A 21,458-nucleotide genomic window follows, 5' to 3' on the forward strand; every position below is an offset into this window, starting at 1 on the left:
TCAGCGCCAGCCGGGGCCCGCAACCCGCGCCGCGACGCCGGACCAGCATCAACGCCGCGACCTCGCCGCCCCACAAGCCCCAGCCGCGGCTCACGGACTCGGCTGGCGCTCAGGACGCGAGGCGGCTGCCGGGCGGAAGCCGGGTGGGCGGGGATCAGGACGTGGGGGGCTGCCAGCCGGTGGCGAGGGCCCAGTCGTCGGCTGCGCGGGCCTCGTCGTCGAACCAGGGTTCCTTGGCCTCGGCGTAACCGGCGCGGTCGGCGTGGCGCAGCGCCAGCTCGGCCTTGGCCGCCGCGTAGGTGTCCCGGGCTGCCGGGACCGCGCGCAGGTGGTCGCGCATGAGCAGGGCGAACCGCCAGCCCGGGGAGCCGGCGACCCGCACGTGCAGGATCATCGGGCGGCCCGGATCGGCCGAGCCGTGCATCCGTTTCGGCCACGTCACCCCGGGCAGGCCGCGCGCGTTGTCGACCCAGTCGCCGGATCGGGGCGGGAACCCGGCGGCGGCGAGGCGACCGCTGAGGGCGTCGGCCGCGGCCAGGGTCCGTACCGAAAGCATGAGGTCGATGATGTCCTTGGCGGGCAGACCGGGCACCGCGGTCGATCCGATGTGATGGACCTCGGCGCCGTCGAGGTGGTGCCGGATCCGGGCGATCAGCCGGGCGGCGGCCGGCCCCCAGGCCGGGTCGGACGGGACGATGCGCAGGTCAGGGCTCTTGCGGGCGGATCGGCCGAGCCGCAGGTTGCATTCGAAGTCGACCAGGCGGTCCCGCCACAGGGCGTCGACGCGGGCGTGCAGCGCGGGCAGATCGTCCTCATTGGGCAGGAGCACGTCGGCCGCGGCCTGCCGGGTGGCGTCGTCGGCCTGCGCGGCGATCCGGGCGGCGGCCTCGGCCTCGGACATGCCACGGTCGCGGACGAGGCGCCGGGTCCGCACGGCACTGTCGGCTGTGACGACAATCACCATATGGTACGTCGGGGCCAGCCCGGTCTCGACCAGCAGCGGCACGTCGTTGACGACGATCGCGTCCGGCGGCGCGGCCTTGACCAGCTCGGCCGTACGGGCCCGGACGCGCGGGTGGATGATCCGCTCCAGCTTGCGGCGGGCCTCGTCGTCGCCGAAGACCTTCGCCCCCAGGGCCGGCCGGTCCAGCGCCCCCTCGGGAGTGAGCACGCCCGTCCCGAACGTGGCCACGATCTCGGCCAGCCCGTCGGTGCCCGGCTCGACGACCTCACGGGCCAGCCGGTCGGCGTCGATGATCACGGCACCGCGCTCGGCCAGCCGTGCCGAGACGGCACTCTTGCCCGCGCCGATGCCACCCGTGAGCCCGATCATCAGCATGGGTTCAGTATCCCGGTGCCACCCGCGGACGGCGCGGTGAGCCCGGGTCACGACTCGGCGAACTCGGCGGGACGGCGACCGGGTTTTGCGGTTTGACCGTGCCCACCCACGCAGATCGCCCTTTCGGGCCTCGCGTTCTGGGCGCGCCAGCGCCCTGCGAGGGTCGGAAGGGTCCCCGCGGGAGCGACGATCGGGACCACAGCGTAGATAGGCAATGAAGATCTTGAATGTGATCTTCGGCGGGAAAACGGAAAGACCGCCCCGGCCGGAGCCGGGACGGTCTATCTCAGGGCGTTACCGGAGCAACCGGGCAGGTCAGCTCTTGCCGCCGGCCAGCTTCTCGCGCAGGGCGGCGAGAGCCTCGTCGGTGGCCAGGGTGCCCGCGGGCTCCTCGGCCGAGCGCGCCGGGGCCGACGAGCTCGACGTGGTGGAGGACGACGTGGTCACGCCGCCGGCCGGAGCCGGGTTGAGCGCGGCCTCGGCGTCGGCGTCGCGGGACGCCTGCACCTGCTTGGTGTGGGCCTCCCAGCGCTCGCGGGCGTCCGCGTACTGCTTCTCCCAGGTCTCGCGCTGCTTCTCGAAGCCCTCGAGCCACTCACCCGTCTCGGGGTCGAAGCCCTCGGGGTAGATGTAGTTGCCCTCGGCGTCGTACGTCGCGGCCATGCCGTAGAGGGTCGGGTCGAAGTGCTCCTCGCCCTCGACGAAGCCCTCGTTGGCCTGCTTGAGCGACAGCGAGATCCGGCGGCGCTCCAGGTCGATGTCGATGACCTTGACCAGAACGTCCGAACCCACCTGGACGACCTGCTCGGGCAGCTCGACGTGACGCTCGGCCAGCTCGGAGATGTGCACCAGGCCCTCGATGCCGTCGTCGACGCGGACGAACGCGCCGAACGGAACGAGCTTGGTGACCTTGCCCGGCACGATCTGGTTGATCGCGTGGGTCCGGGCGAACTGACGCCACGGGTCTTCCTGGGTCGCCTTCAGCGACAGCGAGACGCGCTCGCGGTCCAGGTCGACGTCCAACACCTCGACCTCGACCTCCTGGCCGACCTCGACGACCTCGGAGGGGTGGTCGATGTGCTTCCAGGAGAGCTCGGAGACGTGCACGAGGCCGTCCACACCGCCGAGGTCGACGAAGGCGCCGAAGTTGACGATGGAGGACACGACGCCCTTGCGGACCTGGCCCTTCTGCAGCTTGTTGAGGAACTCGGTGCGAACCTCGGACTGCGTCTGCTCGAGCCAGGCGCGGCGGGACAGAACCACGTTGTTGCGGTTCTTGTCCAGCTCGATGATCTTCGCCTCGAGCTCGCGGCCGACGTACGGCTGCAGGTCGCGGACGCGACGCATCTCGACCAGGGAGGCCGGCAGGAAGCCACGGAGGCCGATGTCCAGGATGAGACCACCCTTGACGACCTCGATGACGGAGCCGCGGACGACGCCATCCTCTTCCTTGATCTTCTCGATCGTGCCCCAAGCCCGCTCGTACTGAGCGCGCTTCTTCGAGAGGATCAGACGGCCTTCCTTGTCCTCCTTGGTGAGGACGAGGGCTTCGATGTGGTCACCGACCGACACCACTTCCGCGGGGTCCACGTCATGCTTGATCGACAACTCGCGCGAGGGGATGACGCCCTCGGTCTTGTAGCCGATGTCGAGCAGGACCTCGTCCCGATCGACCTTGACGACGGTGCCTTCGACAATGTCGCCGTCGTTGAAGTACTTGATGGTCTCGTCGATGGCTGCGAGGAAAGCTTCCTCAGAGCCGAGGTCGTCGACGGTGACACGGTTGGCGCTCGAGGTGGCCTCGATGCTGCTCGTCATGTGGACAGTTGCTCCGAACGGATGGATTCGTGGTGTCTCCCGCGCTCGACGGAACTGCCGCCGGAAGCGGCACGAACGAACGAGACGACCCAACCCTGGAGGAGTTGATCATTGCCAGTCGATCATGCCGAGACCGGCGACCGTGGAACCTGCTCCCTGCCGAGGCACACGTTCCGCGAGCGCATCGACTAGCTTACCGTGCGCATTACCACAGGTTGCAAGCCCTCCTGATGAGCGCGGCACATTGTTGGGTCAGAACCCGTCAGCATGCCCGTTTTGAACCGAATAAGGACGCACGCCGGGCCTACCGTACCTTGGTCGGGTGACTCAGATCCCCGCCGAAGACGAGACCAGACACGCCAACCGGTCCTGGTGGGACCTGGACGCCGACGACTATCAGGACGAGCACGGAGCCTTCCTCGGGGACGTGGACTTCGTCTGGTGCCCCGAACGGGTACGTGAGGCCGACGCGAGGCTTCTCGGCGACGTACGCGGGAAAAAGATCCTGGAACTCGGGGCCGGCGCCGCGGCCGGGGCCCGATGGTTGCGCGTGCAGGGCGCCGAGCCGGTGGCCATGGACCTCTCGGGCGGGATGCTGAAGCACGCGGCCGAGGCGGCGGTGCGCAGCCGGGTCGGCGTCCCCCTGGTCCAGGCCGACGCGCTGGCCCTGCCGTTCCGGGCGGCGTCGTTCGACATCGTGTGCACGGCGTTCGGGGCGATCCCGTTCGTGGCCGACTCGGCCGCGGCGATGCGTGAGGTGGCCCGGGTGCTGCGGCCCGGCGGGAGCTGGGTGTTCTCGGTCACTCACCCGATGCGGTGGATCTTCTGGGACGAGCCGGACGAGAGCGGGCTGATCGCCCGCAACTCCTACTTCAACCGGTCGCCGTACGTGGAGCGGGACGAGCAGGGGCGGCTCACCTACCTCGAACAGCACCGGACGCTCGGGGATCGGATCCGGGAACTGGTCGCGGCCGGGTTCGTGCTGCGGGATCTCGTGGAGCCGGAGTGGCCGGACGGGCACGAGGAGACGTGGGGGCAGTGGAGTCCGCTGCGGGGCCGGCTGTTCCCGGGCACCGCGATCTTCGTCTGCGATCTGCCGGGCTGAACCCCGGTTCGGGAAGAACCGCTGAAGGTCAGCGCGTCGTCTGCAGCAAACCCGCGAGCAGGATCAGGGTCGCCGGCACGGCCCGGTAGTAGACCCACGTCCCCCGCCGGTCGCTGTCCACCAGCCCGGCCTCGCGCAGGATCCGCAGATGGTGCGAGATCGTCGGCCCGGTCAGGTGGAACGCGCTGCTCAGGTCGCAGACGCAGATCTCACCGTCCGGCGCCGACGCGATCATCGACAGCAGCCGCAACCGGACCGGGTCGCCCAGCGCCTTGAACATCGTCGCGAACGCCGTCGCGCTGGAGGCTTCGAGCGGGGCCACGCGGAGCCCGACACCGTCCCCGTCGCCCTCGCCCTCGGCGGAGGCCCGGTCGAAGCCCTCCGACGAGCGTGGAATCCCCCCGACGACCGAGGTGGTCACGCGCGGCACGGCCGGGGTCACGGTCTGCTCCATCGACATCGATCGGCTCGACATCGGTCCAGCGTCCCAGATCCGGGCAAACCGTGTTGGCCCCGGGGTGCCCAAAACTGCCCGGACCCCCCGAACGGACCCCAATCCCACCCAGAAGTGCGACCGGACGGCTCAGTGATCGGCCCCGTTCCAGTCCCGTCCGGTCCCGACCGACACCTCCAGCGGCACGGCCAGGGGGTAGGCCCCGCCCATCTCCCGCCGGACCAGCTCCTCCAGTGCTTCCCGCTCCCCCGCGGCCACCTCGAACACCAGCTCGTCGTGGACCTGCAGCAGCATCCGGGAGGTGAGGCCGGACTGGCGCAGCGCCGTGGCCACGTTCAGCATGGCGACCTTGATGATGTCGGCCGCCGAGCCCTGGATCGGGGCGTTGAGCGCCATCCGCTGCGCCATCTCGCGCCGCTGACGGTTGTCGCTGTTCAGGTCGGGCAGGTAGCGGCGGCGGCCGAGGATGGTCGCGGTGTAGCCGTCCTTGCCGGCCTGCTTGACCACGGACTCCAGGTACTCCTTCACGCCGCCGAAGCGCTCGAAGTACTCGTCCATCAGGCCCTTGGCCTCGTCGGTGGAGACGGTCAGCTGGTTGGACAGGCCGTAGGCGCTCAATCCGTACGCCAAGCCGTAGTTCATTGCTTTGATCTTGCGACGCTGATCGGCGGTGACGTCGCCGAGCTCGACGTGGAAGACCGACGAGGCGGTGGCCGCGTGGAAGTCGGCGCCCGAGTTGAACGCGGCGATGAGCGCCTCGTCCTCGGACAGGTGGGCCATGATCCGCATCTCGATCTGGCTGTAGTCCGCGGTCATGAGCTGCTCGAACCCGCTGCCGACGATGAAGGCGCGACGGATCCGGCGGCCCTCCTCGGTACGGATCGGGATGTTCTGCAGGTTCGGATCGGTCGACGAGAGCCGGCCGGTCGCGGCGACCGTCTGGTTGAACGTGGTGTGGATGCGCCCGTCGTCGGAGACCGACTTGAGCAGCCCGTCCACCGTCGACTTGAGCTTGGCCATGTCCCGATACCGCAACAGGTGGGCGAGCAGCGGGTCCTCGGTCTTGAGGAACAGGTCCTGCAGCGCGTCCGCATCCGTCGTGTAGCCGGACTTGATCTTCTTGGTCTTGGGCAGGCCGCGCTCGACGAAGAGGATCTCCTGCAGCTGCTTGGGCGAGCCCAGGTTGAACTCGCGGCCGTGCACCTCGTGGGCCGCCTGCTGGGCCGCCTTCACCTCGCCGCCGAAGTGCGCCTCCAGCTCGGAGAGGTAGTCCGTGTCGGCGGCGATGCCCTTGCTCTCCATCTCGGCCAGCACCACCGAGAGCGGCTGCTCGACCTCGGCCAGCAGACGCTGCGACTCGCCACCGTCCTGGGACAGCTCGGCGGTGAGCACGTCGGCCAGGTCGAGGGTGGCCCGGGCGCGGAGCATCACCGCCTCCTCGGCCGCGGTGTCCGGCTCCTCGTCGCCGAACGAGAGCGCGAGCTGGCCGTCGGTGGCGACCGGCGCGTCGACCTTGAGCTCGCGCTTGAGGTAACGCAGGGCCAGGTCGGTCAGGTCGTAGGCCCGCTGGTCGGGCTTGGCCAGGTAGGCCGCCATGGCGGTGTCGACGGTGACGCCCTCCAGCGCCCAGCCGTGGGCCCGGAAGGCCAGCCGGGCCGGCTTGGCGTCGTGGATGACCTTGGGCCGCTCGGGGTCGGCGAGCCAGGCGGCGACCGCGCCCTCGTCGCTCTCGTCCAGCGCGGCCGGGTCGAACCAGGCCGCCGGACCGCCGCCGGTGGCCACCGCGACGCCGGTGACCTGGCCGGTGCCGCGGCCGAAGGTGCCGGTGACGGCGACCCCGACCGGGGCCGCGACGGCGTGCTCGGTGAGCCAGCCGGCCACCTGACCGGACGACAGGACCCGCCCGTCGATGTCGAAGCCGGACTCGGCCTCGGGCTCGACGGCGTCGAGATATGAGTAGAGCCGCTCGCGCAGGACGCGGAACTCGAGCGCGTCGAAGATCTGGTGCACGGCCTCGCGGTCCCACCCCGGCCAGAGCACGTCCTCCGGGCGCAGCGGCAGCTCCAGGTCGCGGACCAGATTGTTCAGGTCGTAGTTGCGCATGACCTCGGCCAGGTGGGCGCGCAGGCTCTCACCGGCCTTGCCCTTGATCTTGTCGGCGTTGGCGATCACGCCGTCCAGCCCGCCGAACTCGTTGATCCACTTGGCCGCGGTCTTGTCACCGACGCCGGGCACACCGGTCAGGTTGTCGCTGGTCTCGCCGACCAGGGCGGCCTTGTCCCGGTAGCGGGTCGGTGGGACGAAATACTTCTCCTCGATCGCCGCGGGTGTCATCCGGCGGACGTCGGAGACGCCGCGGCCCGGGTAGAGGATCGTGACGTGCTCGGTGGCCAGCTGGAACGCGTCCCGGTCGCCGGAGGAGATGAGCACCTCCATGCCGGCCTCGCGGGCCTGCGTGGCCAGGGTGGCGATGACGTCGTCGGCCTCGTAGTTCTCCTTCTCCACGACCGGGATGCGGAGCGCCTCCAGGACCTCCTTGATCAGGCTGACCTGCCCCTGGAAGGGGGCCGGGGTCTCGGCGCGGCCGGCCTTGTACTCCGCGTACTTCTCGGTGCGGAAGGACTTCCGGGCGAGGTCGAAGGCGACGACGATGTGGGTCGGCTTCTCGTCCCGGAGCATGTTGATGAACATCGACGTGAAGCCGAACACCGCGTTCGTCGCCTGCCCGGTGACCGTGGAGAAGTTCTCCACCGGCAGCGCGTGATAGGCCCGGTAGGCCAGTGAGTGGCCGTCGAGCAGCAGCAGTCGGGGGGTCGTCACGTCGTCGCTCACGTCTGGGAACTCTAGACCCGAGGTACGACACAAACGCCGACCGCCCCGCCCGCTTTACAGCACCTTGCTGAGGAATGCCTTAGTACGTTCCTGCTGCGGATTCGTGATGACCTCGCCCGGCGGGCCCTTCTCGACGACCACGCCGCCGTCCATGAAGACGACCTCGTCGGCCACCTCCCGGGCGAAGCCGATCTCGTGGGTCACCACGATCATCGTCATGCCGTCCGAGGCCAGGCCCTTCATCACTTCGAGCACCTCGCCGACCAGCTCCGGGTCGAGGGCGCTGGTCGGCTCGTCGAAGAGCATGACCTTGGGCCGCATGGCCAGCGCCCGGGCGATCGCCACGCGCTGCTGCTGCCCGCCGGAGAGCTGGCCCGGGTAGCTGCTCACCTTCTCGGCCAGGCCGACCCGGTCGAGCAGGGCGAGGGCACGATCCCGTACCTCCGCCTTGTTCTCCTTCTTCACCCGGCAGGGCGCCTCCATGACGTTGTCCAGGACCGTCATGTGCGGGAACAGGTTGAACCGCTGGAACACCATGCCGATGGCCTGCCGCTGTTTGGCCACGTCCCGCTCGCTCAGCTCGTGCAGCTTGCCGCCGCGCTCGCGGTAACCGACCAGCTCACCGTCGACCAGGATCCGGCCGGCGTTGAGTTTCTCCAGGTGGTTGATGCAGCGCAGGAACGTCGACTTGCCGGAGCCGGACGGGCCGAGCACGCAGCTCACCCCGCCCTGCGGCACGGTCAGATCGACACCCTTGAGCACTTCGAGAGAACCGAAATACTTGTGTACGTTCTCGGCCCGCACCATCTCGCTCATGTGGTGATCCGCCCGCCCTGCTCGACCTGGATGTCCCGCAGCCGCAGCCGCGCCTTGTCGGCCGTGCCGTAGCCCCGGCTGAAGTGCCGCTCCACGAAGAACTGGACGACCATCAGCACGCTGCAGATGATCAGATACCAGATCAGCGCGGCGACCAGGCAGGGCAGGACCACGAACGTCCGGGCCTCGACCTGCTGCAGCTGGAAGAACAGCTCCCCGGTGACCGGCACGTAGGCCACCAGGGACGTGTCCTTGACCATGGCGATGACCTCGTTGCCGGTCGGCGGCACGATCACCCGCATCGCCTGGGGCAGCACGATCCGGCGCAGCACCTGGCCCCGGGACATGCCCAGGGCCACGGCGGCCTCGGCCTGCCCGGTGTCGATCGACTGGATGCCGGCCCGGACGATCTCGGCCATGTAGGCCGCCTCGGACAGCCCGAGCGCGATCATGCCGGCCACGAACCCGGCCAGCAGGTCGGTCGACTTGATGCTGAAGATCTGCCCGTCGAAGTTGTCGATCCCGAACAGCTGGCCGATCTGCTTGTCGAACGGCAGGCCGAAACCGACCCGGGTCCACAGGATGTTCAGGTTGCCGAAGATCACCGCGAGCACCAGCCGCGGCACGGCCCGGAAGAACCAGGTGTAGACCCAGGCCACCGACGACAGCACCTTGTTCGGCGAGAGCCGCATGATCGCGATGACGATGCCCAGCCCGACGCCGATCAGCATGGACAGGATCGTCAGCAGGATCGTGCCGCGCAGACCCTGCAGGACCGGCTCGGTGAACATCACGCCGCGCTTGCCCGGCGCGTACGACGAGAAGATGAACGACCAGCGGAAGCCCGAGTTCGTGAAGATCAGGTGCAGGAACATCGCGACGAGCACCGCGAGCACGGCGATCGCCACCCACCTGCCGGGGTGCCGGACGGGCACGGCCTTGATCGCCTCGGGCCGCTCCCGTCCGGTCTCGGTCGGCTGCGTCATGCCGGCGGGTTGACCGCGGGGGTGTCGATCGCGCCGGCGGTGGTGCCCCACTTGTCGAGGATCGTCTTGTAGGTGCCGTCGGCGATCAGCGCCTTGACCGCCTCGCCGATCACGTTGGCGAACTCGGTCTGCTTCTTGTCGACGGCGTAGCCGTAGGGCGCCGAGTCGTAGATGTCGCCGAGCAGCGCGAGCTGGCCGTTGGTCTGCTTCACCGCGTACGCCACGATCGGCGAGTCGGCCAGCATGGCCTCGTCCTTACCGGTGACGACGGCGTTGGTGGCGTCCGACTGGGCCTGGTACGGCTCGATGGTGATGGCTGCCTTGCCGGCGTCGGTGCACTTCTTCGACCGGGCCTTCAGGTCGTCCTGCTGCACGGTCGCGGTCTGCACGGCGATCTTCTTGCCGCAGGCGTCGTCCGGGTTCAGCGTCGAGCCGGTCTTGGCGGCCCACTGGGTGCCCGCGGAGAAGTACGAGATCATGTTGACCTCCTTCTCCCGGTCCGCGTTGATCGTGAACGACGAGACGCCGACCGTGTACTTCCCGCTGCCGACGCCCGGGATGATGCTGTCGAACTTGGCGGTCTGCCACTCGGTGGTCAGACCCAGCTTCTGCGCGACCGCGTTGAACAGGTCGACGTCGAAGCCGACGATGGTCTTGCCGTCGGCGTCGATGTACTCGTTCGGCGCGTACGTCGAGTCGGTTCCGATGATCAGCTTGCCGGCCGCCTTGATGTCGGCCGGGACCTTGTCGGCGAGGCTGGTGTCGGCCGAGGCACTGGGCAGCGGCGCGGTGCCGGTCGACGTGTCGTCGGATTCCGAACCGCATGCGGCCGCGGACAGCGTGAGGGCTGCCGCGGCGGCCAGGCCGAGGATCGCCCGGCCGGAGTGGCTGCGGATCATGTTGACTCCTAGTGAGGCTCAAGGGGTATTACTGCTGAACAGCAAGTGCGGTGCCCATCTTGCCCCGGCCCGATCTGTCTGACCGATGGGTAAGGTTACGACTACGCAACTGTCCTGTTGCAGCCGCGCTTTGCACCTAGTGCAGCGGACTCCGGCTCATTAGGTTGCCTCCATCAGCAACATGGCGGTGGGCGTCACCCCGCTACCACCGCAGCTGGACAAAGGAGAATTGATGATCCGCCGCAACTTCGCATGGCGCAGCGTCGCCGTGCTGGGTGCCGCTTCCCTTGTTCTGAGCGCGTGCTCTAACGACAAGGACGAGCCGGCCACTGGTTCGACTTCGGCCGCCACGACGGCCGCCGGCGACGGCGTGCTGAAGATCGGCACCCTGCTGCCGCAGACCGGTTCTCTCGCCTTCCTCGGCCCGCCGGAGTTCGCCGGCGTCAAGCTCGCCGTGAAGGACATCAACGCCGCCGGCGGCGTGCTCGGCAAGGACGTCGTGGAGAGCGACACCGACTCCGGTGACACCTCCACCGACATCGCCAGCCAGTCCGTGAACAAGCTGCTCGCCGAGAAGGCCGACGTCATCATCGGCGCCGCCTCGTCCTCGGTCTCGCTCTCGGTCATCGACAAGATCACCGGTGCCGGCGTCGTCCAGATCTCGCCGGCCAACACGTCGGACCAGTTCACGACGTACAACGACAAGGGCCTCTACTTCCGGACCGCGCCGCCGGACCAGCTGCAGGGCCGCGTCCTCGGTGACCTCATCGTCGCCGACGGCAACGCCAAGGTCGGCCTGCTGGTCATGCAGGACGCGTACGGCACCGGCCTGGCCAAGTCGGCCCGCGCCGCGATCGAGTCCGGCGGCGGCACCATCGCCGCCGAAGAGGTCTACGACCCGAAGGCGGCCGACTTCTCGGCCGAGGTCGGCAAGATCAAGGCCGCCAACCCGGACGCGATCGTCATGATCGGCTTCGACGAGACCAAGAAGATCGTCCCCAAGCTGGTCGAGGCCGGCCTCACCGCGAAGACCAAGAAGTGGTACTTCGTCGACGGCAACCTGTCGAACTACGGCAAGGAGTTCCCGAACGGGACCTTCGAGGGCGCCAAGGGCACCCTGCCGGGCGCCAAGGCGACCGACGACTTCAAGAAGCAGCTACTCACGGTCGACCCGTCGCTGAAGGACTACTCCTACTCGGCCGAGTCCTACGACGCCACGATCCTGACGGCGCTCGCCGCCACCGCCGCCAAGAGCGACGCCCCGAGCGAGTACTCGAAGCAGCTCGCCGCGGTCAGCAAGGGCGGCGAGAAGTGCACGACGTTCAAGGACTGCAAGGCCCTGCTGGACGCCGGCAAGGACATCGACTACGACGGCGTGAGCGGTCCGATCGAGTTCAACGACGCCGGTGACCCGGCCGAGGCCACCATCGGCATCTACCAGTACGGCGCCGACAACACCTACAAGAACGTCGGCTACCAGTCCGGCAAGATCTCCTGACACACCGTTTCATCCGCTAGGGCTCGGCCGTCCGGCCGGGCCCTAGCCCTTTTTCACAACCCATTCGGGGGTACGTCCTAGCCCCGGCCCCGACCGCAAGGTCCCCGCCCCTGGTCCTGGGCCGCGACGTAGTCGGTGGTCCGGGCCGCCGGGCGACCATCCGGGCGGGGCGGGTGGCCCGCGAGCCGCTCCCGGCGCAAGGCCGCGGCGCGGCGCGGCCTTCCCTGCGCGGCGCGACCTCCCGAGCGCGGCCCGACCTCCCAAACGCGGCCCGACCTCCCGAGCGCGGCGCGACCTCCCGAGCGCGGCGCGACCTCGCGGGCGCGGCGCGACCTCGCGGGCGCGGCGCGACCTCGCGGGCGCGGCCCGAAGCCCGGCCGGAGCCCGCTTTGCCTCGGGCCGCCACGCCCCGCGCCCCGGACCGCCGCGCCCCAGGGCCCCGCGCTTTGGGGCGCCGCACCCCGGGGCTTCGCGTTCTGGGGCGCCGCACCCCGGGCCCGCGCTTTGGGGCGCCGCACCCCGGGGCTTCGCGTTCTGGGGCGCCGCACCCCGGGCCCGCGCTTTGGGGCGCCGCACCCCGGGCCGCCGCACGCCGGGCCGCCGCACCCCGGTTCGCCCGCTCCGGCGGCGAGTCCGGCGCGGCAGCCAGAACGGCCTCTACCAGACGGCGGCGCCGTTCGGTGGTTTTCCACAGCGCGGGGTTGTCCACAGGGCGTCGGCGTGATCTTGGGCGAGCGGACTACCCTGGCCGGTGGCGGTCAGCCCCCTGAGGTGCGGCGGGGACCGTCGTTGGGTGGATCTTGGTGATGCGCGGAGAGGCCCCGGACCACTGGTCCGGGGCCTCTCGGCTGGTGCGGGTGGATCAGGCGCGGGCGAGCGTGCCCAGGTAGAGCTCGATCACCTTCGGGTCGTGCATCAGGTCGCGACCGGACGCCGTGTAGGCGTTGCGGCCCTGGTCCAGCACGTAGCCGCGGTCGCAGATCTGCAGGCAGCGGCGGGCGTTCTGCTCGACCATGATGACCGTGACGCCGGTCTCGTTGATCTGCTTGGTGCGGAAGAAGACCTCGTCCTGCATGGCCGGGGAGAGACCGGCCGACGGCTCGTCGAGCAGCAGGACGCTGGGCTCCATCATCAGGGCCCGGCCCATCGCCACCATCTGGCGTTCACCGCCGGAGAGGGAGCCCGCGCGCTGCTTGCGCCGGGTGCCCAGGGCCGGGAAGAGGCCGGCGACGAACTCGAAGCGCTCCTTGAACTTCTTCGGCGCCAGGAAGACCCCCATCTCGAGGTTCTCCTCGATGGTGAGGTTGCCGAAGACGTTGTTGGTCTGCGGGACGAACCCGATGCCCTTGGCGACGAGCTTGTTCGCCTTCAGGTTGGTGATCGCCTCGCCGCGCAGGGTCACGGCGCCGGAACGAACGTTGACCAGGCCGAACAGGGCCTTGAGCAGGGTCGACTTGCCGGCGCCGTTGGGGCCGATGATGCCGACCAGTTCGCCCTGCTCGGCGTACAGGTCGCAGCCGTTGAGGATGTTGACGCCGGGCAGGTAGCCGGCGGTCACGTCGTCGACGCGGACCAGGGCGCCCTCGGCGGCGGCCAGGTGCTCGGACCGGTCGCCGACCTGGTTGGTGGACTCGTCACTCATCAGGAGTCGCCGCCTTCTCGGAAGCCGGGCCGGGGGTCTCGGACGCCTCGTCGGAGGCGACCTCGTCGGCCACCGCCTCGGCGTCGTGCTGGGTGCCGTCGTGGTGGGCGCCCAGGTACGCGTCGATGACGCGCGGGTCGGCCATCACGGTGTCCGGGGTGCCCTCGGCGATGACCTGGCCCTGGCCCATCACGATCACCCAGTCGCTGATGTCGCGGACCATGTCCATGTCGTGCTCGACGAACAGGACGGTCATCCCGTCCTCGCGCAGGCTCTTGACGTGGCCGAGCAGCGACTGGGTCAGCGCCGGGTTGACCCCGGCCATCGGCTCGTCGAGCATGACCATGTCGGGCTGGACCATCAGCGCCCGGGCCATCTCGAGGAGCTTGCGCTGGCCGCCGGAGAGGCTGCCGGCGAAGTCCTCGCGCTTGGCGTCGAGCTTGAACCGGGCGAGCAGCTCGTCGGCCCGCTCGGTGATCTCCTTCTCCTGGTCCTTCCAGATCGCCGGGATCAGCGACTGCCAGAACTTCTCGCCCTTCTGACCGGTGCCGCCGAGCCGCATGTTGTCGATCACCTTGAGCCGGGACAGCGCCTTGGTGAGCTGGAACGTGCGGACCATGCCCTGGCGGGCGACCTTGTGGGCGGGCACGCCGGCCAGCGGCTTGCCGTTGAACTCCCACTTGCCCTCGTCGGGCCGGTCGAAGCCGGTGAGCAGGTTGAAGAAGGTCGTCTTGCCGGCGCCGTTGGGGCCGATCAGCGCGGTGATCGCGCCGCGCTGGATCTCGACGTGGCCCACGTTGACCGCGGTCAGACCGCCGAAGCGGCGGACGACCCCGTCGGCGATCAGGATCGGGTCCTGCTTCTTGGCGCCGGGCTCGTGCGGGACGTCCTTGAGCGCGGCAGCGGCCTTGGCCACGCCGGGCGGGACGGTGGTGGTGTCATCGGCCATCGAGCATGACCTCCTTCTTGTCACCGAAGATGCCCTGCGGACGGAAGATCAGCAAGAGGACCAGGCCGAGACCGACCAGGATGTAGCCGACCGCACCCGCCTGGTTGGCGTCCATGAACCAGCTGGGGATGTATCCCTGGCTGATCAGCGACGGCAGCAGCGCGTTGATGAACGCGAGCAGGAACCAGAAGATCATCGACCCGATGACCGGGCCGAAGACGCGGGCGGCGCCGCCCAGGATGACGATCGTGTACATGTAGAACGTGAACTCGGTGCCGTAGGTGTCCGGCTGCACGGCCGCGCGGCTCAGGGCGAAGATGAAGCCGCCCAGCGAACCGAGCACGCCGCCGAGGATGAGTGCCTGCATCTTGTAGGACACGACGTTCTTGCCGAGGCTGCGGACCGCGTCCTCGTCCTCCCGGATCGCCTTGATGACCCGGCCCCACGGGCTGCGCATCACCAGGAAGACGATGAGCAGCGAGATCGCGATGAGGATCCAGCCGACCGTCATGACCCAGAGCTCACGGACGTCGAAGGTGACGATGCCGAGGTCGAGGCCGCCGCTGTACGGGTTCAGCGTGAAGAAGTCGTCGGAGAACCGCTGGAGGCCGTCGGAGCCGCCGGTCCACTCGCTCAGCGTGACCGAGCGGAACAGCAGGCGGACGATCTCGGCCGCCGCGATGGTCACGATGGCCAGGTAGTCGGCCCGCAGGCGCAGCGTCGGGATGCCGAGCAGCAGCGCCAGCACGACCGCGCCGACCAGGCCGATCACGATGCCGAGCCAGAACGGCGCACCGAAGGTGGCCACGGTCATGGCCAGGCCGTACGCGGCCACGCCGAGGAACGCCGACTGGCCGAAGTTCAGCAGGCCGGTGTAGCCGAAGTGCACGTTCAGGCCGATCGCGGCCAGCGCGTACGCGATCATCGTCGCGTTGAACAGCGACTCGATCGAGACGCCGAAGATGATGTCCCAGTTCATCGGGGCCCCCTCAGCCGATCCGCTCGCGGCGGCCCAGGATGCCCTGAGGCCGGAAGAGGATGATCACGATCAGCACCACGAGGGCGCCGACGTTCTTGAGCTCGGTCGGGATCCACAGCGTGGACAGCTGCGTGGCCAGACCGACGACGAGACTGCCGATCAGGGCGCCGAACGCGGTGCCGAGGCCGCCGAGGGTGACCGCGGCGAACACCAGCAGCAGGATCTGGAAGCCCATCTGGTAGTTCACGCCCTGGAACAGGCCGAGCATGACACCGCTGAGCGCGGCCAGCGCGCCACCGATCGTCCAGACGAGCCGGATGATCGAGTCGACGCTGATGCCGGAGGCGGCGGCCAGCGACGGGTTGGTCGACACCGCGCGGGTCGCCTTGCCCAGCCGGGTCTTGGTCAGGGCCAGCGAGACCCCGATCAGCACGATGATCGCGACGACGTCCATGACCAGGTTCTTCGGGGCGACCGAGATGACGCCCAGGTCCATGCCGGGCTGCGCCACGTACTCGGCGTACTGCCGGGTGTCGCCGCGGAAGAAGAACAGGAACAGGTAGCGGAGCACCAGGGCGGCACCGATCGAGATGATCATCATGCCGATCAGGCCGGTCCGGCGGTTGCGCAGCCATCCCCAGAACAACCGGTCCTGGAAATAGCCGAAGGCTCCGCCGAGGATCACCGCCAGGAGCGCGGACACCACCAGCGGCAGGCCGGCCCACACGTTGAACGCGAAGCAGCCCAGCGCGCCGAAGGTGATCAGCTCACCGTGCGCGAAGTTGGTCAGGCCCATGGTGCCGAAGATCAGTGACAGGCCGAGTGCGGCCAGCGCGATGATCAGACCGAAATGGATGCCGGTGTAGATGAGGTCGAACACCCGATCGGTGGTGGACGACCCCGGTGCCTCGACCGGCTTGCTCCCCGGGGCGGCGGCCGAGCCCAACGGGAACAGCACGTTGCGGGCCGCGCCCTCGAATACCGTCAAAGTAAGGCTCGGGCGGCCGTTGGTGACGGTCACGCCCTGAGGGAGCGTCGTGGTGTCCAGGTCGACCTTGTAGGTGCCCGGCCCCTTGACCGCGACGGACCATTTGCCGTCCGCGGCAGAGGTCGCCGTACCGGCCGAAGTGCCGCTCTCGTCGGAAACGTTGATCGTCACGCCGGCCACTGGCTGGCCGGCGTTGACCAACGTGCCTTGCAAAGACTCGCCCGCGGCGAGAGCGCTCGTGGCGCCCAGCCCCAGGGACGTCAACACAAATCCGAGAACGGCCGTGAAGATGATCACGGCTCTACGCAACGATGCTCCTCGTGTTTAGCAGCAGAAATCCCCGCCAGCGTTGTCGCGAAGACTGGCGGGGATCATAGCTTCAGAGAGGAGCGACACAGTCGGCCGTAACAAAGCCGTTACTGAGCCTCAACTTACGGTCAAGGGCCAATACGGGAACGGTGGACTACTCCGCGGCCGGGGTTTCGCCCTCGGACTCCTTGAGGATCCGGTCGGCGACCTCGCGCATGGTCATCCGGTGATCCATCGCGGTGCGCTGGATCCACTTGAACGCCTGCGGCTCGGTCATCGCGTACTTGGTCATGAGCTCGCCCTTGGCCCGCTCGACCGACTTGCGGGTCTCCAGGCGCTCGGTCAGCCCGGCGACCTCGGACTCCAGCGCGGCGATCTCCGAATACCGCGACAGGGCGATCTCGATCGCCGGCACCAGGTCGGACTTCTGGAACGGCTTGACGAGATAGGCCATCGCGCCCGCTGCCCGGGCGCGCTCGACCAGATCCCGCTGGCTGAACGCGGTCAGGATGACGACCGGGGCGATGCGCCCACCGGCGATCCGCTCGGCGGCGGCCAGCCCGTCCATGATCGGCATCTTGATGTCCAGGATCACCAGGTCCGGCTTCAGCTCCTCGGCCAGCCGGACGGCGGTCTCGCCGTCGCCGGCCTCACCGACGACGTCGTAGCCCTCCTCGACGAGCATCTCGGCGAGATCCAACCGGATCAGGGCCTCGTCCTCGGCGATGAGCACCCGCCTGCGCTCGGCACCAGCCTGCGTGTCGGCCACGGAACCTCTTCCCCCAACCTCTTCTGTCGCGACACCCCGGTATCTGGGTGTCACCCTCCCCAGCGTAGTAGGTAGGCTGTCTCTCGCTGAGCTTGGCACCGCCGCTTTCCCGCGGTGTGGCCTAGCCACCTGTCCCCGTAGACCAACCGGCAGAGTCGATGGACTCAAAATCCATTCAGTGTGGGTTCGAATCCCACCGGGGACACCAGAAATACCACCTCGCGCACCCGTCTGGCGAGTGCTCCATTCACCGTTGACCATGCGGTGACACGGGGCACACCTTGACGAAACATTCACACACGTCAGCGACGGCACTCCGGTCCCCGCCCGGAGACACCGCGAGCGGCCTGCGGCGGCGCCGAAAAAAATCATTAAGACATTTCCCGTACGGCGATTACACCGTACAAAAAAGGGTCTCATAATCCCCCCGGGAAGCCGGGCAATCTCGCCGTTCACCCCGCCACCACGCGCCCCGGATGCTGTCATGGCATGGACAGCATCAGCGGGAGGCCTCATGTTGTGGTCCGGTTCTTCACCACTGACCGTCACGCGTGGAGGCATGTGGGGATTCCTGATGTTCGCGGCCGCCGCCTGGCTGGTCATCGGCTGGAGCGTGCTGCGGCTCGAACCGGCCGGGATCGCCACCGTGGCCGGGCCGATCGTGCTGTTCGGAGCGGTCTGCGAGGGCCTGCGCGCGCTGGCCGGGACGAAGACGTGGTGGCTGAACGTCGCGCTGGCCGGGCTCTTCGGCGCCACCGGTGCGGCCATGTTGCTCAGTGACGACGCCGGCTGGACCACCACGGCCTCGCTGATCGGCTGGTACCTGCTGGTCCGCGGCGCCGTGGACGTCGCTGTCGGAATGATGACGCGCAACGCGGATCGGGTGTGGAGTCTGATCGTCGCCGTCGGCGTGGTCGAGACCGCGCTCGGTTTCACCGCGGCCAGCCCGATCGCCCGGGGCGCCGAGGCGATCGTGGTCATCCTCGGCGGGCTGGGCGTGCTGCGCGCGGTCGCCGACCTGGTCACCGCGCTGCGGCTGCGCGAGATCGCGGTGAAGGGCCGCGACGTGCTGGAGCTGCCGGCCGAGCGGGCCACCGGGCTGACCGGGTACACCGCCGGGCACGCCGACTTCGAGGCCCGGCGGCCGGCCCGGCACCGGGCCCGGGACACCACGGGCACGCCGGCGCCCGCCGGGCCCTCGCTGCCCGTCGGAGCCGCCCAGCCCGCCGGAACCGCGCTGCCCGCCGGAACCGCGCTGCCGACCGGAATGCCGATGCCGGTCGGAACCTCGATGCCGGTCGGGGCCGAGATGCACGCGGAGACGTTCCACGACCGGGTCGTGCGGACCACCGCCGACCTGGACGCGATGCTGGCCCAGGCCGGGATCACCGGACCACGACCGGGTACCGAGGCCGCGCCGCACGACGAGCTGCCGCCGGTGCCGGACAGCCCGGAGGGCATCGAGGGCACCCCGGCCGGAAACGCCGCCAAGCCGGAACGACCGGCCGGCGGTCACTAGGAAAGTCCTGTCCCCGGCTTCGCCGGTGGTGGATCCGATGCACGGCCGGTCGCCAGGCCGGGATCCACCACCGGCGGAGCCACAGGACTTGGCCCGCGCCGGGAAAAACGAGTGTTACGCGCCGACGCGGCGGAGCAGACCCTCCTGGACGGCGCTGGCGATGTGCCGGCCGTCCCGGGTGAACATCCGCCCGTTGGCCAGGCCGCGGGCCCGGCTCGCGGACGGGCTCGCGGAGTCGTAGAGGAACCACTCGTCGGCCCGGAAGTCGCGGTGGAACCAGAGCGCGTGGTCCAGGCTCGCGCCGACCACCCCGCCCGGCCCCCACACCTCGCCGTGGTACGACAGCACGGCGTCCAGCAGCGACAGGTCGGACGCGTAGGTGAGCGCGCACGCGTGGATCAGCGGGTCGTCGGGCAGCTTGCCGTCGATCCGCATCCACACCCGCTGCTGCGGTTCGGCATCCCGGTCGCCCGGCGGCACCCAGCCCGGCTGGCCCAGGTAACGCACGTCGACCGCCTGCGGGCTGGCGTTGAAGACACTGCGGCGGCTCGGGTACCTGGCCACCCAGTCCCGCATGGTGGGGACCTCCTCCGGGGCGGGCACCCCGGACGGCGCCGGCTCGTGGTGATCCAGACCCTCCTCGAGGACCTGGAACGAGGCCGACATGAAGAAGATCGTCTTGCCGTGCTGCTTCGCGGTGGAACGCCGTACGGAAAAGGATCTTCCGTCTCTGATCGTCTCCACGTGGAAGGTGATCGGCTCGGTCGGATCGCCCGGCCGGACGAAGTAGCCGTGCAGCGAGTGCACGTTCCGGGCCGGATCCACCGTCCGGCCCGCGGCGACCAGCGCCTGCCCGGCGACCTGGCCGCCGAACACGCGCTGGGCACCGGTCTGCGGGCTGTCACCGGTGAAGGTGGCCGCGTCGACCTGCCGGAGATCGAGGATCTCCAGCAACTGGTCGACGGCGGCCTGGCCCTGCAGGGGCTGCGTCATACGGTGGCGGGGTCCACGAGGGCACCGAGCTGGTGGACGCGCAGGGTGTTGGTGGAACCGGGCGCGTTCGGCGGGGAGCCGGCCACGACGACCACGTAGTCGCCCGGCTTGGCCAGGCCGAGGCCCAGCACGTTCGCGTCGACCTGACGGAACATGTCGTCGGTGTGCTCGACGAAGTCGGTCAGGAACGTCTCCACGCCCCAGCTCAGCGCCAGGGTGTTGCGCACCTCGGCGACCGGGGTGAACGCGTAGAGCGGCAGGTCGACGTGCAGGCGGGCGAGCCGGCGCACGGTGTCGCCGGTCTGCGAGAACGCGACGAGCGCCTTGGCTCCGATGTTCCGGGCGATCTGCGCGGCGGCGATGGTCAGCGCGCCACCGTGCGTCTTCGGGTCGTGCTGCAGGTGCGGGACGCCGAGCTGGCCGCCCTCGGTGGTGGTGACGATCTTGGCCATGGTGCTGACCGTGAGCACCGGGTACTTACCGACGCTGGTCTCGCCGGAGAGCATGACCGCGTCGGCGCCGTCGAGCACGGCGTTGGCGACGTCGGAGGCCTCGGCCCGGGTCGGGCGCGAGTTCTCGATCATGGAGTCGAGCATCTGGGTCGCGACGATGACCGGCTTCGCGTTCTCCCGGCACAGCTGCACGGCGCGCTTCTGCACCAGCGGAACCTGGTCCAGCGGGAGCTCGACACCCAGGTCACCACGGGCGACCATGACACCGTCGAAGGCCAGGACGATCGCTTCGAGGTGGTCGACCGCCTCCGGCTTCTCCACCTTGGCGATGACCGGGACGCGACGACCCTCCTCGTCCATCACCTTGTGGACCAGCTTGATGTCCTCCGGCGAGCGGACGAACGAGAGCGCGACCAGGTCGACGCCCAGCTTGAGGGCGAAACGCAGGTCCTCCTCGTCCTTGTCGCTCATCGCGGGGACGCTGACCGCGACGTTCGGCAGCGAGACACCCTTGTTGTTGCTGACCGGGCCACCCTCGGTGACCAGGCACTGGATGTCCTTGCCGTCGACGACCCCGGTCACCTCGACCGCGACCTTGCCGTCGTCGATCAGGAGCCGGTCACCGGCCTTGACCTCCAGCGGCAGCGGCGTGTACGTGCAGGAGACCCGATCCTTCGTACCCAGGATGTCGTCGCTGGTGATGACGACGCGGTCACCGGTCTCCCAGCGGTGCGGGCCGTCGGCGAACTTGCCGAGCCGGATCTTCGGACCCTGGAGGTCGGCGAGGATGGCGACCGGACGGTCGGCCTGCTCCGCGGCGGAGCGGACCAGCTCGTACATCTCCCGGTGGTTCTCCCGGGTGTCGTGGCTGAAGTTCATCCGGGCCACGTTCATGCCCGCCTCAACCAGGCCGAGCATCCGCTCTGGAGACTTGGTGGCGGGGCCCATCGTGCAGACGATCTTTACGCGGCGTGTCACGGCCATCAGGCTAGTCCTTCTCCTGGGGCGGCTCGGCGGCCGACCCCCGTCCTCGGCATGAACTGCGGGTGTCGACGGCGAGGTCAACCCGGGAAGTCACGGGTTCGCTGCGTCGTCCGCGGGCTTCGGCGAC

The 21,458-nt window shown here is 69.3% G+C and carries 17 protein-coding genes and 1 tRNA gene; 4 read left to right on the plus strand and 14 right to left on the minus strand.

All coding sequences use genetic code 11. From position 1 onward, the window contains the following. Positions 1–154 precede the first annotated feature (154 nt). On the minus strand, positions 155–1,339 hold the full coding sequence (gene coaE / locus ACSHV8_RS32105; RefSeq protein ID WP_436521839.1) for a dephospho-CoA kinase: 1,185 nt from the start codon (positions 1,337–1,339) through the stop codon (positions 155–157). A 315-nt stretch (positions 1,340–1,654) separates the two neighbouring features. Next, positions 1,655–3,157 (minus strand): 30S ribosomal protein S1, encoded by a 1,503-nt coding sequence (rpsA, locus tag ACSHV8_RS32110; protein ID WP_189335795.1) that lies wholly within the window; start codon positions 3,155–3,157, stop codon positions 1,655–1,657. Positions 3,158–3,479: 322 nt separating this feature from the next. Between rpsA and ACSHV8_RS32115 the strand changes: the two genes are divergently transcribed. Then, complete coding sequence (locus tag ACSHV8_RS32115) at positions 3,480–4,262, plus strand: class I SAM-dependent methyltransferase (RefSeq protein WP_436521841.1); 783 nt, start codon at positions 3,480–3,482, stop codon at positions 4,260–4,262. 28 nt (positions 4,263–4,290) lie between these two features. Here ACSHV8_RS32115 and ACSHV8_RS32120 read toward each other — a convergent pair whose 3' ends face one another. From ACSHV8_RS32120 to ACSHV8_RS32140, 5 genes are all read right to left on the minus strand, one after another. Further along, positions 4,291–4,737: an ArsR/SmtB family transcription factor gene (locus ACSHV8_RS32120; RefSeq protein WP_436521843.1), complete on the minus strand. Its 447-nt coding sequence runs from the start codon at positions 4,735–4,737 to the stop codon at positions 4,291–4,293. 108 nt (positions 4,738–4,845) lie between these two features. After that, the gene (gene polA / locus ACSHV8_RS32125) at positions 4,846–7,548 is read right to left on the minus strand and encodes a DNA polymerase I (protein WP_436521845.1); all 2,703 of its coding nucleotides are present in this window, start codon (positions 7,546–7,548) and stop codon (positions 4,846–4,848) included. A gap of 54 nt (positions 7,549–7,602) precedes the next feature. After that, positions 7,603–8,364 (minus strand): amino acid ABC transporter ATP-binding protein, encoded by a 762-nt coding sequence (locus ACSHV8_RS32130; RefSeq protein WP_436521847.1) that lies wholly within the window; start codon positions 8,362–8,364, stop codon positions 7,603–7,605. Continuing rightward, positions 8,361–9,350 carry an amino acid ABC transporter permease gene (locus ACSHV8_RS32135; protein WP_436521849.1) on the minus strand — a complete coding sequence of 330 codons (990 nt, stop codon included), beginning with the start codon at positions 9,348–9,350 and terminating at the stop codon, positions 8,361–8,363. Before ACSHV8_RS32135 ends, ACSHV8_RS32130 begins: the two co-directional genes overlap by 4 nt. Further along, positions 9,347–10,249: an ABC transporter substrate-binding protein gene (locus ACSHV8_RS32140; protein ID WP_436521851.1), complete on the minus strand. Its 903-nt coding sequence runs from the start codon at positions 10,247–10,249 to the stop codon at positions 9,347–9,349. Before ACSHV8_RS32140 ends, ACSHV8_RS32135 begins: the two co-directional genes overlap by 4 nt. A 232-nt stretch (positions 10,250–10,481) precedes the next feature. On the opposite strand from ACSHV8_RS32140, the gene ACSHV8_RS32145 reads away from it, so the two are divergent. Further along, positions 10,482–11,747 carry an ABC transporter substrate-binding protein gene (locus tag ACSHV8_RS32145; protein WP_436521853.1) on the plus strand — a complete coding sequence of 422 codons (1,266 nt, stop codon included), beginning with the start codon at positions 10,482–10,484 and terminating at the stop codon, positions 11,745–11,747. Positions 11,748–12,609: 862 nt separating this feature from the next. Here ACSHV8_RS32145 and ACSHV8_RS32150 read toward each other — a convergent pair. From ACSHV8_RS32150 to ACSHV8_RS32170, 5 genes are all read right to left on the minus strand, one after another. Then, the gene (locus ACSHV8_RS32150; RefSeq protein WP_436521855.1) at positions 12,610–13,389 is read right to left on the minus strand and encodes an ABC transporter ATP-binding protein; all 780 of its coding nucleotides are present in this window, start codon (positions 13,387–13,389) and stop codon (positions 12,610–12,612) included. Continuing rightward, positions 13,382–14,338 carry an ABC transporter ATP-binding protein gene (locus tag ACSHV8_RS32155; RefSeq protein ID WP_436521857.1) on the minus strand — a complete coding sequence of 319 codons (957 nt, stop codon included), beginning with the start codon at positions 14,336–14,338 and terminating at the stop codon, positions 13,382–13,384. The genes ACSHV8_RS32150 and ACSHV8_RS32155 overlap by 8 nt, the downstream gene beginning before the upstream one ends. Beyond that, complete coding sequence (locus tag ACSHV8_RS32160; protein WP_436521859.1) at positions 14,328–15,317, minus strand: branched-chain amino acid ABC transporter permease; 990 nt, start codon at positions 15,315–15,317, stop codon at positions 14,328–14,330. The genes ACSHV8_RS32155 and ACSHV8_RS32160 overlap by 11 nt, the downstream gene beginning before the upstream one ends. Before the next feature lie 10 nt (positions 15,318–15,327). Continuing rightward, positions 15,328–16,476: a branched-chain amino acid ABC transporter permease gene (locus tag ACSHV8_RS32165; protein WP_436521861.1), complete on the minus strand. Its 1,149-nt coding sequence runs from the start codon at positions 16,474–16,476 to the stop codon at positions 15,328–15,330. Positions 16,477–16,768: 292 nt separating this feature from the next. After that, complete coding sequence (locus ACSHV8_RS32170) at positions 16,769–17,383, minus strand: ANTAR domain-containing response regulator (protein WP_436521863.1); 615 nt, start codon at positions 17,381–17,383, stop codon at positions 16,769–16,771. Positions 17,384–17,514: 131 nt separating this feature from the next. Here ACSHV8_RS32170 and ACSHV8_RS32175 point away from each other — a divergent pair. Together ACSHV8_RS32175 and ACSHV8_RS32180 are read left to right on the plus strand one after the other, a co-directional pair. Further along, positions 17,515–17,591, plus strand: a tRNA-Leu gene (locus ACSHV8_RS32175). A gap of 366 nt (positions 17,592–17,957) precedes the next feature. Beyond that, positions 17,958–18,902, plus strand: a complete 945-nt coding sequence (locus tag ACSHV8_RS32180) for a hypothetical protein (RefSeq protein WP_436521865.1) — start codon at positions 17,958–17,960, stop codon at positions 18,900–18,902. Between the two features lie 114 nt (positions 18,903–19,016). Here ACSHV8_RS32180 and ACSHV8_RS32185 read toward each other — a convergent pair whose 3' ends face one another. Both ACSHV8_RS32185 and pyk read right to left on the minus strand, forming a co-directional pair. Then, a complete protein-coding gene (locus ACSHV8_RS32185; protein ID WP_436521867.1) occupies positions 19,017–19,895 on the minus strand; it encodes an acyl-CoA thioesterase in 879 nt (292 codons plus the stop codon). Further along, positions 19,892–21,331 (minus strand): pyruvate kinase, encoded by a 1,440-nt coding sequence (gene pyk / locus ACSHV8_RS32190; RefSeq protein WP_436521869.1) that lies wholly within the window; start codon positions 21,329–21,331, stop codon positions 19,892–19,894. Before pyk ends, ACSHV8_RS32185 begins: the two co-directional genes overlap by 4 nt. Positions 21,332–21,458 lie beyond the last annotated feature (127 nt).

It is taken from the genome of Actinoplanes sp. HUAS TT8 (assembly GCF_051380535.1).
Lineage (GTDB): Bacteria > Actinomycetota > Actinomycetes > Mycobacteriales > Micromonosporaceae > Actinoplanes.

Excerpts from the sequence above, each read along its gene's own strand:
- ACSHV8_RS32145 (WP_436521853.1), top strand. The coding sequence starts at position 10,482 with ATGATCCGCCGCAACTTCGCATGGCGCAGCGTCGCCGTGCTGGGTGCC.
- ACSHV8_RS32160 (WP_436521859.1), bottom strand. The coding sequence starts at position 15,317 with ATGAACTGGGACATCATCTTCGGCGTCTCGATCGAGTCGCTGTTCAAC.
- ACSHV8_RS32150 (WP_436521855.1), bottom strand. The coding sequence starts at position 13,389 with ATGAGTGACGAGTCCACCAACCAGGTCGGCGACCGGTCCGAGCACCTG.
- pyk (WP_436521869.1), bottom strand. The coding sequence starts at position 21,331 with ATGGCCGTGACACGCCGCGTAAAGATCGTCTGCACGATGGGCCCCGCC.
- coaE (WP_436521839.1), bottom strand. The coding sequence starts at position 1,339 with ATGCTGATGATCGGGCTCACGGGTGGCATCGGCGCGGGCAAGAGTGCC.
- ACSHV8_RS32180 (WP_436521865.1), top strand. The coding sequence starts at position 17,958 with ATGTTCGCGGCCGCCGCCTGGCTGGTCATCGGCTGGAGCGTGCTGCGG.
- rpsA (WP_189335795.1), bottom strand. The coding sequence starts at position 3,157 with ATGACGAGCAGCATCGAGGCCACCTCGAGCGCCAACCGTGTCACCGTC.
- ACSHV8_RS32185 (WP_436521867.1), bottom strand. The coding sequence starts at position 19,895 with ATGACGCAGCCCCTGCAGGGCCAGGCCGCCGTCGACCAGTTGCTGGAG.
- ACSHV8_RS32155 (WP_436521857.1), bottom strand. The coding sequence starts at position 14,338 with ATGGCCGATGACACCACCACCGTCCCGCCCGGCGTGGCCAAGGCCGCT.
- ACSHV8_RS32140 (WP_436521851.1), bottom strand. The coding sequence starts at position 10,249 with ATGATCCGCAGCCACTCCGGCCGGGCGATCCTCGGCCTGGCCGCCGCG.
- ACSHV8_RS32135 (WP_436521849.1), bottom strand. The coding sequence starts at position 9,350 with ATGACGCAGCCGACCGAGACCGGACGGGAGCGGCCCGAGGCGATCAAG.
- ACSHV8_RS32120 (WP_436521843.1), bottom strand. The coding sequence starts at position 4,737 with ATGTCGAGCCGATCGATGTCGATGGAGCAGACCGTGACCCCGGCCGTG.
- ACSHV8_RS32130 (WP_436521847.1), bottom strand. The coding sequence starts at position 8,364 with ATGAGCGAGATGGTGCGGGCCGAGAACGTACACAAGTATTTCGGTTCT.